The organism is Mammaliicoccus sp. Dog046 (assembly GCF_034039665.1).
Lineage (GTDB): Bacteria > Bacillota > Bacilli > Staphylococcales > Staphylococcaceae > Mammaliicoccus.
The window spans coordinates 2,467,804-2,484,900 of record NZ_CP120131.1; the positions used below are offsets into that span (position 1 = coordinate 2,467,804).

The 17,097-nt window shown below is 35.6% G+C and carries 13 protein-coding genes and 1 tRNA gene; 5 read left to right on the forward strand and 9 right to left on the reverse strand.

The genetic code is table 11. The annotated features are described in order from the left end of the window. Window positions 1-13: 13 nt before the first annotated feature. Complete coding sequence (gene treP, locus P3U32_RS12280; protein WP_323703445.1) at window positions 14-1,450, reverse strand: PTS system trehalose-specific EIIBC component; 1,437 nt, start codon at window positions 1,448-1,450, stop codon at window positions 14-16. A 119-nt stretch (window positions 1,451-1,569) separates the two neighbouring features. Here treP and P3U32_RS12285 point away from each other — a divergent pair, with 119 nt between their 5' ends. Further along, window positions 1,570-2,316, forward strand: coding sequence for a serine hydrolase (locus P3U32_RS12285; RefSeq protein ID WP_323703446.1), 747 nt, complete (start codon window positions 1,570-1,572; stop codon window positions 2,314-2,316). Here P3U32_RS12285 and P3U32_RS12290 read toward each other — a convergent pair. From P3U32_RS12290 to gltB, 6 genes are all read right to left on the reverse strand, one after another. After that, window positions 2,305-3,213 (reverse strand): C40 family peptidase, encoded by a 909-nt coding sequence (locus P3U32_RS12290; protein WP_323703447.1) that lies wholly within the window; start codon window positions 3,211-3,213, stop codon window positions 2,305-2,307. The genes P3U32_RS12285 and P3U32_RS12290 overlap by 12 nt on opposite strands. After that, window positions 3,210-4,310 carry a dipeptide epimerase gene (locus P3U32_RS12295; RefSeq protein ID WP_323703448.1) on the reverse strand — a complete coding sequence of 367 codons (1,101 nt, stop codon included), beginning with the start codon at window positions 4,308-4,310 and terminating at the stop codon, window positions 3,210-3,212. The genes P3U32_RS12290 and P3U32_RS12295 overlap by 4 nt, the downstream gene beginning before the upstream one ends. A gap of 12 nt (window positions 4,311-4,322) precedes the next feature. Continuing rightward, window positions 4,323-5,246, reverse strand: coding sequence for a S66 peptidase family protein (locus P3U32_RS12300; RefSeq protein WP_323703449.1), 924 nt, complete (start codon window positions 5,244-5,246; stop codon window positions 4,323-4,325). Between the two features lie 178 nt (window positions 5,247-5,424). Further along, window positions 5,425-5,517 (reverse strand) — tRNA-Ser (locus P3U32_RS12305). Window positions 5,518-5,577: 60 nt separating this feature from the next. After that, the gene (locus tag P3U32_RS12310; RefSeq protein WP_323703450.1) at window positions 5,578-7,035 is read right to left on the reverse strand and encodes a glutamate synthase subunit beta; all 1,458 of its coding nucleotides are present in this window, start codon (window positions 7,033-7,035) and stop codon (window positions 5,578-5,580) included. 15 nt (window positions 7,036-7,050) lie between these two features. Then, window positions 7,051-11,544 (reverse strand): glutamate synthase large subunit, encoded by a 4,494-nt coding sequence (gene gltB / locus P3U32_RS12315; RefSeq protein ID WP_323703451.1) that lies wholly within the window; start codon window positions 11,542-11,544, stop codon window positions 7,051-7,053. Between the two features lie 141 nt (window positions 11,545-11,685). Here gltB and gltC point away from each other — a divergent pair, with 141 nt between their 5' ends. From gltC to P3U32_RS12335, 4 genes are all read left to right on the forward strand, one after another. Further along, a complete protein-coding gene (gltC, locus tag P3U32_RS12320) occupies window positions 11,686-12,573 on the forward strand; it encodes a glutamate biosynthesis transcriptional regulator GltC (RefSeq protein WP_323703452.1) in 888 nt (295 codons plus the stop codon). A gap of 16 nt (window positions 12,574-12,589) precedes the next feature. Beyond that, complete coding sequence (locus P3U32_RS12325) at window positions 12,590-13,201, forward strand: DNA-3-methyladenine glycosylase (protein ID WP_323703453.1); 612 nt, start codon at window positions 12,590-12,592, stop codon at window positions 13,199-13,201. A 71-nt stretch (window positions 13,202-13,272) separates the two neighbouring features. Next, the gene (locus tag P3U32_RS12330) at window positions 13,273-14,379 is read left to right on the forward strand and encodes a YibE/F family protein (RefSeq protein WP_323703454.1); all 1,107 of its coding nucleotides are present in this window, start codon (window positions 13,273-13,275) and stop codon (window positions 14,377-14,379) included. Next, window positions 14,376-15,164 carry a YibE/F family protein gene (locus P3U32_RS12335; protein WP_323703455.1) on the forward strand — a complete coding sequence of 263 codons (789 nt, stop codon included), beginning with the start codon at window positions 14,376-14,378 and terminating at the stop codon, window positions 15,162-15,164. The genes P3U32_RS12330 and P3U32_RS12335 overlap by 4 nt, the downstream gene beginning before the upstream one ends. A 55-nt stretch (window positions 15,165-15,219) precedes the next feature. Here the strand turns inward: P3U32_RS12335 and P3U32_RS12340 are convergent, their stop codons facing one another. Together P3U32_RS12340 and P3U32_RS12345 are read right to left on the reverse strand one after the other, a co-directional pair. Continuing rightward, window positions 15,220-16,149, reverse strand: a complete 930-nt coding sequence (locus tag P3U32_RS12340; protein ID WP_323703456.1) for a VOC family protein — start codon at window positions 16,147-16,149, stop codon at window positions 15,220-15,222. A gap of 115 nt (window positions 16,150-16,264) precedes the next feature. Continuing rightward, the gene (locus tag P3U32_RS12345) at window positions 16,265-17,023 is read right to left on the reverse strand and encodes a nucleotidyltransferase domain-containing protein (RefSeq protein WP_323703457.1); all 759 of its coding nucleotides are present in this window, start codon (window positions 17,021-17,023) and stop codon (window positions 16,265-16,267) included. Window positions 17,024-17,097: the final 74 nt, after the last annotated feature.

Sequence of the window (17,097 nt, forward strand, 5' to 3'; positions counted from 1 at the left end):
CTTTAATTTATATTTATTCTTTCACCATTTCTTTTGCTTTTTCTTTAGCGAATCTTGAAAATACAATCGTAAGTATAGCGGGTAAAATCATTGCTATCAAGGTTGCAACACCGAATACGCCCCAAAATTCACGTTTAATCGAAATAATTGCAGGTATTCCACCAACACCAACTTTACCTAATACTGTATTCGCTCCAACAAACGCACCTAATAAGCACGATGTAATAATTGATGCGAAGAATGGATATTTCAATGGTAAGTTCACACCAAACATCGCTGGTTCTGTTACACCTAGGAATGCTGATATACCAGAAGTAAATGCTAAACCTTGTTCTTTTGCCATTTTACGTTTTCTATAAATCAACCAAGCACCAAATGCCGCTGAACCTTGGCATATATTTGAGATGGCAACGATTGGCCATAAATAAGTGTGACCCAACGGACTTCCCATCAGTTGGAAATCAACTGCTAAGAACATATGATGTAGACCTGTAATAACTAGTGGTGCATAGAACAAACCGTAAACAGCGCCACCTAACCAACCTGCGCTTTCAAAGATACCTTTAATACCTTCAGTAATTAACGTACCTAATTCTAAAGCAAGTGGTCCAATTACAATAAAAGCTAAAAACCCTGTAATTAATAATGCGACCGGACCAACGACCAACATTTTAATCGAATCATGTACACGTTTATTCAAGAATTTCTCTATGATTGATAAAACCCAAGTTGCTAATAAGATTGGTAAGACTTGTCCTTGATAGTTCAATTGTTTAATTTCTAAACCAAAGATATGCCAAACTGGTATTTCACTTGATTTACCGCCACCTAAGTCATATTGAGAAGCAAGTTGCGGATGTAATAAAATTAACCCTAATACTAAACCAAGTATCGGACTACCACCAAAGACACGCATCGCCGACCAACCTATTAAAGCTGGCAAGAAGATAAATGCCGTACTAGCGATGACATTAATAATATTCGCAAAATCCGCCAACCAAACAAATTGTTCTACAAGTGGTTTAGCACCAAACAAATCTTTAGCCGTAAGCACATTATTTAAACCTAATAGCAAACCAGCAGTAACAATGGCTGGCAAAATCGGAATAAACACATCTCCTAGTAATTTGATTAAACGTTGAAATGGATTCATCTTCTGCTCAGACGCTTTCTTGACATCGTCTTTCGAACTTTCTTCTACACCCGTTTCTTCTTGAAAAACTTTATATGCTTCATCTACAGTTCCCGGACCAATAACAATTTGGAATTGATTATTCGCCGAAAAAGATCCTTTAACTAAATCAATTTCATCTAAAGCTTCCTTATCAACTTTGCTTTCATCGTTTAATACTAAACGTAAACGTGTAACGCAATGCGTCGCCGCACTCACATTATCTTTACCCCCGATTGCGTCGATAATTAACCTTATATCTTCTCTCTTCACAGCCATTGCACTCACTCCCCTTTATTTATTTAACTGAATTATAACTTGTATATACAAGTATGTAAAGGCTTACATTTATCAATATACTTTTTCTGTAGTATGATTAAGTAAAGGAGCTGATAAATATGACTTTTTTAACGCATGAATTAATGGATCATAACGATGTGTCACTAGAATTTGCTAATGAACATTCAACAATATTCACAAATCATCATTACGAAAAAACTTTTGAATCAGCGAGTTTAATCAAATTACCCATTATGATTTATATTTTTAATCAGTTAAACGATGATGAAATGCAAGAATCGCTCACAATCGATCAATCTGTTGGAGGTAGTGGTGTATTACAAAGTTTGCATATACGTCAATTAAGCATCCAAGATTTGGTGTATCTCATGATTGTTGTTTCTGATAATACAGCAACGAATATTTTAATTGACCATTTCGGATTGCATCATATCAATCAGTTCATAGAAACCGATTTAGAATGTACAGAAACAAAATTAAGTAGACGCATGATGGATGAGCAAGCCATCTCTGAAGGCAAGCAGAATGTTACTTCTGCTCAAGATATCATACGCATCCTCAGATACATCACAAACCATGCACATCATAAAGAAATGATGGACATCTTACACGAACAACATTTAAATGACAAAGTATCTATTTATCAATCGTTCTACGATTCTAAACTTAAATTTCATTCTAAAACAGGAGAATACGATAACGTCATTAATGATGTCGGAATTATTCAGCACCATGACACATTTTATTATTATTGCTTCTTATCAAACACAAAAACACCCGAAAAAGCGATTCAATTCTCTCACGATTTCGGGTCATATATGATTCACTCTATTCTAAATGAGTAGCAGTCTTGCTGCTTTTGCTAATATCTTGTGATAATAACTATCCGTTAACTTCACAATTTCTATGCTTTTAGGTGTATGCGGTGCATGAATCATCATTCCATCGCCCATGTATATTCCAACATGAGAGAGGAAACCATTCTCTTCTGGCTTGCTAAAGAAGAGTAAGTCACCTGGTTCGAATTCAGCCGCTTCAATCGGGATATCAACCATCGCGTCATATTGTTCATCTGCATCTCTGGGAATTTGGAAGTTTTGGCTTTTATACATTTGAAAACAAAAACCTGAACAATCGTATCCATAACTTGAAACGCCACCCCATAAATACGGAAGATCAATAAACTGCCTTGCTTGTTCAATCACACCTTGCATTGATCCCTTTTTAAAAGTTCCATATTCATCACTAAATTTCACGTCTCGAATATCGATCATTCCCGGTCCTTCAGGTGTATTCACTTCCACAAATGATTCACCACGCTTTGTCACTGGTAAAGTTGTATTAAACGAAAGCACTTGTTTCGTTTTAAATTCTAAATCAAATAACGTCGTCTTCGGCGCTTTAACACGAACCTTCTCAGTCATGTCCTGTACATCCATAACACCTAATTGACTACTTGGAATAAATCCAGGATAACCTTTCGGGTGTTGTTTAGATGGCTGTTCTAAACAAACGACATGACTCCATCCTTCCTGTTCATCAAGAACTTCTACCATTTCACCATATAATATTTGCGTATCTATACGGCTATCTTCAGTGAATGACAGTTTTTGTTCCAAATTTAGTGTTAACAACCATCTTTGGATATCAGCAGGATATTTGATACCATCTCTATCAATATCTCTCGCTTTATCAATGTCTCTCCAAATCGTCCCAACATTTACCCTACAATATTTAATCATTGACTCACCTTCTTTAATAAAGATTGTCGATCTATACCCAAACCATATCCTTCTGAAGGCGTTACTTTCGCGCTACTATATTGAATACCACCTTCAATTTGTCGTTCTACAACCATTAATGGCGCATCAAAATCCACTCTTTTCACTTGTTCCGCAGCTAAACTAAAGTGTAAAGCAGCAGTCACAGACACATGTGTTTCCATCATGCATCCAACCATGCAAGGAATACTCGCTTCACTTGCCATTCTATGGATTTGCATAGCCTGATGAATACCACCTGTCTTCATCAATTTAATGTTCCATAGTTCTTTAGCACCAACATCTAGTAAACGCCGCGCATCATTTAAGCTAAACAGACTTTCATCTACCATGACCGGAATTTCAAAGTTTTGTGTTAATTCACCCAATGCTTCATAAGCATGTCGATCAACAGGCTGTTCAATACTTTCAATATTTAAATCTGCTTCGTCGAATTGTTTCAAGGCATACCGTGCACTATCCACATCCCAAGCTTGATTTGCATCGACACTAAGAATGACATCTTGAGGTAATGAAATTCTTAACGCTTTTAATCGATTTAAATCAGTTTCTACGTTGTCTTTGCCGACTTTTATTTTCAAATGCTTAAATCCTTCGTCTACATATCTCAAACCATCTTCAACCATTTCTTCGGCATCATTTAAACTCACTGTATAACATGTCTCCAACTGTTTATTTCCTGGGTTATAATTTAAATATTGATATAGTGGTAGGGTCGCTTCTTGCGCTAACAAATCATGCAGAGCAATATCTAATGCTGCTTTAGCGCTCGTATTGCCAACCATTGCACTTTGTACATCATCTAATAATGACTCATGCACCTGTCTATTGATTAGTAGCGGCTTAAATACTTCGTCAATTGCAGCCTCTATGCCACCCTTCGTATCACCAGTAATCACATATGTCGGTACCGCCTCTCCAACACCAATCATATCTTCTACATTTGTTTCAACAAATACATATATACTTTCTATTACTTCTACAGTTCTCAAAGCTGTCTTAAACGGTTTCTTTAAAGGTGTTCCATATCTATAATATTTAATATCTGTAATAAACATCACATCGCCCCCTTATCCTTTATCTACACCAGATTCTATTTTCAGTAATCCTTCTTGAACATTTAAAATGGCATTCGTCCCAAATGGTATACCAAAGTGCGGTGTGCAATGTCCGATATTCAAATCGTAAACAGCTGGTTTATCCAAACTTGTAATAAAGAAATCGATGACTTCTTTCATTTCCAATGACTTTTCTGGCTTTGATGGTTCACTATCAGTAAATGGACCAATCATAAATCCTATCGCATCATCGAGTTTTCCTGCTGATTTCATTTGTTGTAGAAATCCATCTATCTTGTATGGTTCTTCACCAATATCTTCAAAAAATAGTATTTTCCCTTTCGTATCTATCTCATACGAAGTCCCTAAACTCGAAACTAACAATGACAAACAACCGCCTACGATTCCACCTTCTACAACACCATCAACGAGTGGTTTGAACATTAATTCATTTGAAGGATATATCACGTCTTTACCGTCAAATAATTGTTCGAAACTATTTAAACTTATTTCATTAAATCGAGCACCAATATCCGATGCAATCATAGGACCTTGAAATGTAACTAAACCCGTTTGTTGTCTTACCGCATTATGTAAACATGTAATATCGCTATAGCCCCAAATAATTTTCGGGTGTTGTTTAATCAAGTCATAATCAATTTGCTCTACAATTCTTGGCGTACCGTAGCCACCATTCGAACAGATAATTGCTTTCACTTCATCATCTAGCAACATTTCATGAAATCCTTGCAAACGCGCTTCATCTTCACCAGCTAAATGACCATATCGATCTGTGATATTATCAGCTAATTTAAATCGTAAATCATAACGTTCCTCTAAACGTTCAAGACCTTGTTTCAATTTCTCTTGATGAGGTGGACTGGCCAATGCAACCACGCCAACAACATCTCCCCTATTTAGCCCCTTTGCTTTCATTTATTCACGACCTTTTTTCAGAATATTCTTATATTATAGCAAAGATATATCTCAAAAGGGACCATACAGAACAAGTGAATGAATTCTCTATTTTTTTACACAACAAAAAAACAAGAGGTTGAGACATAAAAGTCTCAACCTCTTGCTATATATATTAGTCTTGGTATTTTAAAAATAATGGCGGAGGAAGAGGGATTCGAACCCCCGCGAGCCGTTAAGCCCCTGTCGGTTTTCAAGACCGATCCCTTCAGCCGGACTTGGGTATTCCTCCAAATAAGACAATACTTATCTTATACCATGCCATCACTCATGTCAATAAAAAGTCTAAAATTTAAATTGTAATTTTTTCCTTCAATGATTTATCTACAGCTTTTGCAACTGAACGCCCTTCTTTTATTGCCCAAACGACTAAACTTTGTCCTTTTCTTGCATCACCAGCAACAAAAATTTTGTCTTGATTTGTTCTAAAATCTTTATCGTTCGCTACAATTTTATTGCGTTCTGTATTTAAATTAAAGGTATGTGGTACTAAATGTTCTGTACCTTCAAATCCAATTGATAATAACACTAAATCAGCTGGCCAATGACGTTCTGTGCCTTCAACAATAACCATGCCATCTTCCGTTTCTTCTAATACTTGTGTATAAAGTCCACGAATTTGACCACTTGAATCTACATCATAACGCATCGTTTGAATACCATAAGCTCTTGGTTCAAATCCAAATTGCTCTCTATATTCTTTATGCGCATAATCTAATTTGAAAATAGGCATTGGTAATGGCCAAGATGTATTTTGTTCCATCTTATCTGTTAATCTTACATATTTATTAAATTGAACAACTGATTTACAGTCATCTCTTAAAGCTGTCGCAACACAGTCAGCACCTGTGTCACCCGCACCGATTACAATCACATTCTTGCCTTTTGCTGATATTGTTGGTGTATCAATTTCTCCCATTTGTAACTGTGTTTGTTCTGTTAAGTATTCCATTGCATAATGTATACCGAAGCTCATACGTCCTTCTAAAGGTAAGTCTCTACCTTTTTGTGAACCGGTACAAACGATAATCGCATCGTATTGATCGTTTAATTCTTCTTTCGTGATGTCTTTCCCCACATTTACATCTGTCTTGAAGACAATACCTGCTTCTTCCATGATTTTTATACGTCGTTCAATGACTGCTTTATCTAGTTTCATACTTGGTATACCGTACATGAGCAAGCCACCTGGACGATGGTTACGCTCATATACCGTTACATTATATCCTAATAAGTTCAACTCTTCCGCTGCAGTAAGTCCCGCTGGACCACTACCTATAATTGCTACCTTTTCGTCGCGTCTTTGTTGAGGTAATTTAGGTTTCACTAGCCCCATATCATAAGCTTCATCTATAATCGTACGTTCTATTCCTTTAATTGCTACGGAATCATTATTAATCGCTAACACACATGATGATTCACATGGCGCAGGACACACACGACCCGTAAATTCCGGAAAGTTATTTGTTTCAGATAATCTTGCATATGCTTCTTTGTAGTCTTTTCGATATACTAAATCATTCCATTCAGGAATATAGTTACCTATCGGACAGCCTATCGTATCTCTACCGAATGAAGAGCCTGTCTGACAAAATGGCGTCCCACAATCCATACAACGCGCACCTTGCGTTGAAGCATCTTCAGTTGTAAAACGTTGTTGGAATGGTTCATATCCTTTGATTCTATCTTTTAATGGTAACTCATCAAGTTGTTGCTTAGGATATTTCATAAAACCTTTAAATTCACCCATAATATGCCCTCCTTCTTAATATACAGAAGCCAGTTCTTCTTCATCATCAATAGATTTTCGATCATCAAAGAATGCATTTAGTAGTGCATCTTCTTCACTTTCTAACTTGTGTATAGATATCTTCTGCATCATTAATTTATAATCTTTAGGAATAACTTTAACGACACTTTCGATAATCGTATCAAATGATGCTAATACCTCGCGTGCTTTACTACTATTTGTATATTTAACATGTTCTTCTAACATATGTTTTAAATTTGAGATTTCGTCTTTATCTTTTAACACTTCGAATTCAAGTGTATCTAAAGCGTGTTCTTTCTTAAATGCTTCAACATCTGTTGGCATTGCATAACAGACACCACCACTCATACCTTGACCAAAGTTACGCCCAACATCACCTAAGATGACAACACGTCCACCTGTCATGTACTCTAAACCGTGATCGCCGACACCTTCAACAACAACATTCACACCACTGTTTCTTACACAGAAACGTTCACCGGCACGTCCATTGATATAAGAGGTACCACTTGTCGCACCATAGAAACAAACGTTACCAACGATAATGTCTTCTTCACGATCTTCGTTTGGCGCGTTTAAAATTAATTTACCACCAGATAAGCCCTTACCGAAGTAATCGTTAGCATCACCTGTATGATGTAACGTCATACCTTTAGGCGTAAATGCACCATAACTTTGACCAGCATGTTTGAACGTCTTCACATGTATTGTATCTTCAGGTAAGCCTGGTTCACCATGTACTTCTGTGATATAACTTCCTGTAATAACACCAACATCTCGCTCTGTGTTACGAATATTATAACTACCAACAAATTTCTCGCCGTGATCGATAGAAGCTTTTGCATCTTCATACAGCTTTGTTAAATCAAAACCTTCATCAAGGTGATGATTTTGATTTGTTGAACGATGTCTTTCACCGTCATTCGCAAATAACAATGCAGCCAAGTCTAATTCTCTTGCTTTCGGATGAGAATAATAGCGTTCAGACACTTCTAATAAATCTGTTCTACCTACTAAATCGTCCATCTTCGTCAATCCTAATGAAGCTAAGATTTCTCTTATTTCCTCGGCAATAAAGTACATAAAGTTAACGATATGATCTGCTTTACCTGTAAATAATTTACGCAAGTCACCATTTTGTGTTGCTATACCTACTGGACATGTATCTTTATGACAAACTCTCATCATAATACAACCAAGAACAACTAATGGCGCTGTAGCAAACGCAAATTCTTCTGCACCTAACATACATGCTAATGCAACATCTCGACCAGTCATCAATTTACCATCTGTTTCTAATGTCACTCTTGATCGTAATCCGTTTAACATAAGTGTTTGATGTGTTTCTGATAAACCAATTTCCCATGGTAAACCAGCATGTTGAATACTCGTCTTAGGAGATGCACCTGTACCACCATCATAACCACTGATAACAATTTTATCGGCATAAGCCTTTGCTACACCAGCAGCAATTGTACCAACGCCAGATTTAGATACTAATTTAACACTGATATCTGTTTTTCTATTAGCATTTTTCAAATCATGAATCAGTTGTGCTAAATCTTCAATTGAATAAATATCATGATGTGGCGGTGGTGAAATCAGACCAACACCTGGTGTTGAACCACGCACTTCAGCTACCCACGGATATACTTTCGTACCTGGTAATTGTCCACCTTCTCCAGGTTTAGCACCTTGTGCAACTTTAATTTGCAACTCTTTAGCATGTTGTAGATAATCACTCGTTACACCAAATCGTCCTGATGCAACTTGCTTAATCGCACTCATATAATTTGTTCCATCTGGTTTCACAATAAATCGTTCTGGATTCTCTCCACCTTCACCACTGTTACTACGACCACCTATACGGTTCATCGCTTCTGCTAAAGTTTGGTGTGCTTCTTGAGAAATTGAACCAAAACTCATTGCACCTGTCTTAAATCTCGTTACAATGTTGTCTGCTGATTCAACTTTATCCAAATCGACGGCGCGTGCCTTTTTAAAATCTAATAAGTTTCTCAAATGGCTCATACGCTCATTATCCGCTGATTCCGAATATTCTTTGAACATATCAAAGTTGTTATCTCTACAAGCATGTTGCAATAGATGAATCGTTTTCGGATTAAAAGCGTGATGTTCACCTTGTTGTCTCCATTGGAATGTACTACCAGAATTCAGATATTCAATACGCTCTGATTGTCTTGCTTTATTCTCTCTGTCGATTGTAGCAATAGAAATACCAGAAAGTTTTGAAGGTGTACCTGTAAAGTATTTCTCGATGACATCTTTACCTAGACCCACCGCTTCAAATATTTGTGCACCTTGATAACTTTGTACTGTTGAAATACCCATCTTAGCCATAACTTTGATTACACCTGCTGATAATGTTTGACTGTACGTATCAACATTTTCTTCAACAGTGCCTTCAAGACGACCTTCGACCGTTAATGATTCGATTGTATAGTGCGCCAAATAAGGAACAACAGTATTCGCTCCGTAACCGATTAAAGTCGCTAAATGATGAACTTCTCGACATTCTCCAGAATACGCAACAATACTTGTATCTAATCTTTGACCAGTTCTAATTAAATATTGATGGATATGGCTGACTGCTAATAACATTGGTATCGCAAATAAGCCTTGTTCATCATCAACAGATTCATCTTCTAACACAATAATTTCAGCACCATCTTTAACTGCTTTAGATACCGTTTGACCTAATGTATCAAGTGCATCTTCAAGTGATTCTGAATACGTCGTTGCAACTGTAGCAACTTTAAAATGACTTGCTTGAATATGTTCAAGTTGAGCTTTAGATAATACTGGGTGGTTTAATTGGATTCTATTTGTATTCTCTTTACTTGGTTCTAATACGTTACCTTCTTTACCTAAATACACCATTTCACTTGTTACAATTTTCTCTCTATAAGAATCGATTGGTGGATTCGTTACTTGTGCGAAATGTTGTTTAAAGTAATTAAACAATGATTCAGGTCGAGTACTCAATACTGCTACTGGTGTATCAACACCCATAGCGCCAATCGGATCTTTTTTCTCTGTTACGATTTCTGACATGTATTTGTTAATTTCTTCTTTTGTATAACCAAAACGACGTTGTAGTTGGAAGACTTTTTCGCTTTCAACTTTTGATGCTGTAGCAACAACTTCGTTTACATTTAATACTTTGTCACTAATCCACTCATCGTAAGGATGTTCACTCGCAATGCGGTGTTTCAACTCATCGTTCTCAATGACTTTATTCTCTTTAAAATCTACTAATAATAATTTACCTGGGTTTAGTTGCCCTTTATATACGACATGCTCTTCTTCAACATCGATGACACCGACTTCTGAAGAAAAGATAATTTCATTCGTATCTGTAATTGTATAACGTCCAGGTCTTAAACCATTACGGTCTGTTAAAGCACCTAATTTATCACCATCACAGAAACTGATCATCGTGGGACCATCCCATGGTTCCATTAAATAACTATAATATTCATAAAAAGCTCTAATCTTAGGATCTTGAGTATCGTTATATAACCAAGGTTCTGGAATTAATAACATTGCAGCTTGTTCAGGTGGAATGCTTAAACTTAAGAACTCTAACGCATTATCTACAATCGCAGAGTCACTACCTGATTCATCTAATACTGTCCCAATTTTGTCTTTAACATCGCCAAAAATCGTCTCTATGAGTCTGTCTTGACGTGCACGCATCCAGTTCACATTACCTTTAATCGTATTGATTTCACCGTTATGCATTAACAATCTGTTTGGATGGGCTCTCTTCCAACTTGGGAAGGTATTCGTACTAAATCTAGAATGGACTGAACCAAATTTTGAAACGTAATCTTCATCTAATAAATCTATATACAGCCCTTTAATTTGGTCTGAACGTAACCAACCTTTGTACACGATTGTTCTTCGAGATAGACTTGCGAAATACAAATCTAAATTTTGTTCATCTCCGTATCTTTCAATTTGTTTACGTGCTATAAACAATGAACGATCAAAGTGTTCACTTGATGTACTTTCTACAAATACCTGTTGTATGTGTGGCATCGTTTCTGCCACGTGTGTCGCTAATACGGAAGTATCCACTGGAACTTCTCTATATGAAATAACACGTAATCCCTCTTCTTCAAAGAATGCATTAAACTGCGCTTCATGTTTACTGCCAGCTATTTTTTCATCAGTAAAAAACATACCTACAGCATAATGTTCTTCTTCAGGTAAATCGAGTTTTAATTTTTCTTTAAAATAGAGGTGAGGTACTTCTGTCATAATACCAGCACCATCACCAGTAATACCGTCAGCACCAACGCCACCTCTATGATCTAGCCTACACAGCATTTCAATTGATTTTAATACAATATCATGTGACCTTTTGTTGTCCATATTGGCATAAAAACCAATTCCACAAGCATCATGTTCGTCTATAGAATCATACAGGCCAAGTTGTCTTCTATCTTTCTTAAATGACATACGACATCACCTCAACAATAAATTTCAGAATCTTCAATAATTGATAGTCTTCATCATACTTTAAAACAACTTATCTTAACAATATATAAAATAGATGAAATATATCTAAAAATTAGATAAGATAAAAAGTGAGGTGATGATATGGAGATTAAACAATTAATTTATTTTAGAGAAGTTGCTTTAAGAGAGCACATTTCAGAGGCAGCTTTAGAATTAGAAATTGCACAATCTGCAGTCAGCAGACAAATCGCTAATTTAGAAAAAGAATTGAATACGACTTTATTTTTAAGAGAAGGTCGAAACGTTAAATTGACAGATAGTGGAGAAAAGCTCCTCTCACAAACGAATCAAATATTAAATTTAATCGACGAAACGAAAGAACTGTTTATTCATAATGAACAAAGTGGTTCACCTACTATAAAGTTAGCTTATACCGAAAGTTATGTTTCGCAGGCACTCCCAGCAATTATTAAATCTTATGAGAGAGACTTTAACATAGACATTCGTCCGATCATGATGACACCTGTCGAAATTGAAGAAGCGCTCATCTCTCATCAAATCGATGTCGCACTCTGCGAATTAACGCCTAAATTACTTAACAATAAATATACAATCAAACACACATTATTTGAGGAAACGTACAATCTCTATGTGCATAACCAAAATGATTTATCGATGAATCCGAAACCGCCTTTATCACAACTTAGTCATCAATATATTTATCATTTCAACACGTTACCTGAACAGATTTCTCAACTTATCAAAAAACATGCATCACAGAAGACTTATCCAATATCAAACGTAGCTTTACTTAAACAAACGCTTCTATCTCAAAAAGGCGTACTCATCATACCCGATTATTTAAGTAACGGTATAGACAACGAGCACCTCGTTAAAATACCACTCACACATACCGAATTAAAAAGAACCATTTATATCGTTTTTCAAGAAAACAATCAAAACAATCAATTAAACTCATTCATCCAACACGCGCGTTCTTTATTACAAAGACAAGCAACATATCATTAAGGAGGTCCGTCTTAATATGGATTTTATTAATAGAACAACAGAGCAAATAGCTGCTGACTTGCTTGGTGTGAGAATGATACATGAAACGAAAGACATCACATACACAGGCTTTATCGTTGAAACAGAAGCTTACATTGGAAAAATAGACCAAGCATCTCATTCATTTAATGGAAGACAAACGAACAGTGTTCAGTCACTTTATTGCGAAGGTGGCACTATTTATGCCCACTCTATGCACAAACAATTATTGATTAATTTTGTTGCGCAAGAAGAAGGTGAACCTCAAGGCATATTGATTAGAGCCATCGAACCAGAATTCGGTATTGAACAAATGATAATGAATCGAAATGGTAGATTAGGTATTGAACTAACAAACGGTCCAGGAAAACTTACACAGGCACTGAATATTTCTAAATCATTAGATGGTACGAAAATCAATGCAGGTTGTCTTAAAATTGACACACAACATCGAAAGTTCCCTAAGAACATCGATACATCGCCAAGAATAGGCGTTCCTAACAAGGGAGAATGGACAGATAAACCTTTACGATTCACCGTTTCCGGCCATCCATACATTTCAAAAGCTAGAAAACGCGACTCAATACCAAGTCATGAAACATGGAAATAATTGAAGTCATAAAACAAAATGCGTATACTATGTTTGATTCAAATTAAAAGAAAATCGACGGTGTAAACGACATGAATATACAACTCAAACAACCCTTTAACTTGGCCATCATTAGTTTCATCATTCTCGTGATAGGCGCAGTTATCTTCACGCAACATAATACTCAGTTTTACAAAACGCCCATTGGACAAATCACACAAATTACCAACAAGCAAAGTGAAACGACTATTGATCAAAATAAAAACAAAGACACATTGCACAAAGAACATATCCATATCAAAGTATTAAACGGCAAATATAAAGGAGACACGCTGACACTCTCCCATAAATATACCGATTCTTTGTCAGACTCTGAAAAATATAATAAAAATGATAAATTGCTACTATCGTATAAAGGAAAAGAAGACACCGCCATTATTAAAGGATTAAAACGTGATTCATCCGTTGTATTAATGATTGGTATCTTCCTATTAACACTACTCATCGTTGGAAGAAAGTCAGGTTTGAATTCCATCATTTCACTGACAATCAATATCACGGTATTACTCATGGTTATTGATTATTTCATGAAACATGGTAACCAACACTTCTTCTCACTAATGTCAGTGACGGTTATCTTTTCAACAATTGTATCTTTATTGTTAGTAAGCGGCTTTAAACGAAAGACCTATGTCGCCATTATCTCTACATTACTTGGTACATTTTTAAGTATCGGGATTTCACAATTGGTTATGACACTGACAAATAGCAATGGTATAAAATATGAAACTATGAGTTTCTTAACGATACAACCGACACAGATTTTTCTAGCATCCGTACTCATCGGCTCTCTTGGAGCGGTTATGGATGTCGCTATTACATTAACAAGTTCTTTATATGAAATTAAAGCACAACAGCCAAATATTTCTTTAAAACAATTAAGACAGTCCGGTATAAATATTGGTAAAGATATAATGGGAACAATGACAAACATTTTATTCTTCGCTTATTTATCAGGTAGTATTCCAATGATTATCCTCTATTTCAAAAATAGCAACACCGTTACATATACATTATCTATGAACTGGTCTTTAGAAATAACAAGAGCACTCATGGGTGGTATCGGTATAGTCATCACCATACCTATTACCATTTTCGTAGCGATGATATTTTTAAAGAGAGAGGAGGCTAACCGATGAACACAACATTCGTATTAGCTCTCGTATTGTTGGCACTTATGATTATATTCGGTGGTAAAAAAGGCTTCCGCTCTTTTATCACATTGTTCTTAAATTTAATAACATTATTTATAGCATTGATACTCATCGTATATAAAACACCTATATTTATTGTATTGATTATCTTCTGCCTGTTAATCGCGTGTATTAACTTGTTCTATATTAACGAATATAATACAAAGACCATTGCCGCCTTTATCGCAACAATCCTATCAACGTTAATATTAATAGGACTCATATACTACATCGTCGACATTTCAATGTTGCAAGGATTTACAGAAGAAGAACAAGATGAGACATATATCTTTTCAATGAACGTTGGTATCAACTACGCACAACTAATGGTATTCACCATAGTGCTAGCCGTCATAGCAGCAGTCATAGACTTAAGCATATCCATCAGTTCACCTATGTATGAATTATATGAAGCACATCCAAATATATCCCTGAACCAACTATTCAAATCAGGATTAACGATAGGACGAGATATACTCTCAACAACAACAAATACCATTTACTTCGCCTACATAGGCGGACAAATCACGTTGTTCTTCTGGTTCGGAAAATTGAATTATACATTTGGAGAAATTATTAATGCTAAAATATTCGCTGCAGAAATTATATCCATCCTATTAGGAGGCATCGCAGTCAGTATCGCTATACCAATCACATCAGCCATCACTGTACAGCTGATCAAAAAATCTCAACTTAAACATGATAATAATGAAAAAGCCCAGGACAATTAATTTTGTCCCGGGCTTTCGTCGTTATTTGGATGGAATTGCGTTTACTTTACTTCTATTATATAGGTTCTAAATTATTTTCAATTTCTTCTCTTCGGTCTTCAAGAAATTCTGGTAAATCTAGGTTTTGCCCTATTTGTTCAACATCATCATACGGTAATCCTGGTCCTTCTGTCGCGAATTCGATTAATATATGCGAATGTCTGTAATACAGACTCTTAAAGAAGTCTCTATCTACGATTCCTGAGTGTACCACTTCTTTATCATCTAATAATGATTTCACTTTATTAAGTTCATCTTCATCAGCTACTGATAAAGCTAAATGATGAACACTGCCTTTTCCTGGTCTTTCTTTAGTACCTTTTTCTTCTTTCAACACAATATCACTATACAATCCTGCTTGATCAATTGTATAAATCAATTCACTTTCCGAATCAACCAACTCGAAATTCAAATCATTTTCTAGGAAATCTTTCATTTCAGAAACGTCATCTATTTTAAATTCGATTGGCCCCATACCCATGATTTGGTGTTCATTCGGCACATCAGTGTATCTATTATTTCGCCAATCTTGTGGTGTTTTTCTATCTTCGTTTGGTAATAACACCATTTCTAAACCTTCATGGTCTCTAAAATGCAATGCCATCATGCCGTTATAAATACCAACTGCATCATGATCGACATCTAATTTTTCAAAACGTTCTTTCCAATATGACAAACTCTCCTCAGATGGCACTAATAATCCAATTCTCGATATTGTATTCGTACCTTTATAAGTCTGACCCATCGGCTTAATTTCAAAAAATGTTAAAGACGTACCCGGTGTTCCCACTTCATCTCCATAAAACAAGTGGTACATTGAAGGATCATCTTGATTCACTGACTTTAAGTACATACGTAAACCTAATTGATTAACATAAAAATCTTTATTCAACTTTGCATCTTTCGTTAACATTGAAATATGATGATGCCCTAAAATTTTTACCATTACAGTACCTCCTATGATTTATCTACATTATACGCGTTCAAGAACACACATTACAAAAATTAAACTCCAATATAAAGACACCAGTCATAGTGACCGCTCTATGACTGGTGTCTAGTTAAGCGTATTTTTCGTATAAGTAATTAAAGATGTCTTCAAACCCTTGGTCCCATTCCATTTCCACTATGCTTTTAATTTCATTTTTGTACAAATTCATGAACACAGAAACGGTTTCGCGATGACTTCGAGAGTTATTTAGATCATTAACCTTTACTAACGTCTCGTATATTTCAGATGGCAAATGGTGTGCAGCTTTCTTCCCAAGTAACGATTTTTCAGGATAATATTTATATAAGAGTACTTTCGTTACATGATTAAGCGCATTATCTATCATTTGTGTCGTCCACAAATGCTGACCTCTCTCAGCGATATGATCATATTGATATATAAACCAGCAACTATCTATTGCGGAATCATTGAACATTTCAGTTGTTAATCTTAAATCTTGTTCTTTGTAATGATTTAATCTATGCCCTGGATCGTATAGGACCTTTATCACATCTGTTTGAGGATAATCATTTTCATAAACAATATAGCAATCAATATGTAACATGTCTGTATACACGCCAATGATTTGCGGACAAATGATTTCTATTAAATCTTTATACAAAAGTTTACGGTATGCCTCTAATGCTTTTACAATATCACCGTATACGGTTTCGACCATAACATCATGTTTGAGCATTACATATAAATCTAAATCAGAATATGCATCGTTTTCTCCTCTTGCAATTGATCCCTTTAAAAATATTGCCACAACTCCATTTACATTTTTCATTTTTGGCAAAATACTTTCTAACGCATTTTCATATCTCATATTATCCCTCCTTTATTAATTTTTTAGATTATTTTAATATAGCATAATTACACTTTGTATTTAAATGCGTATTT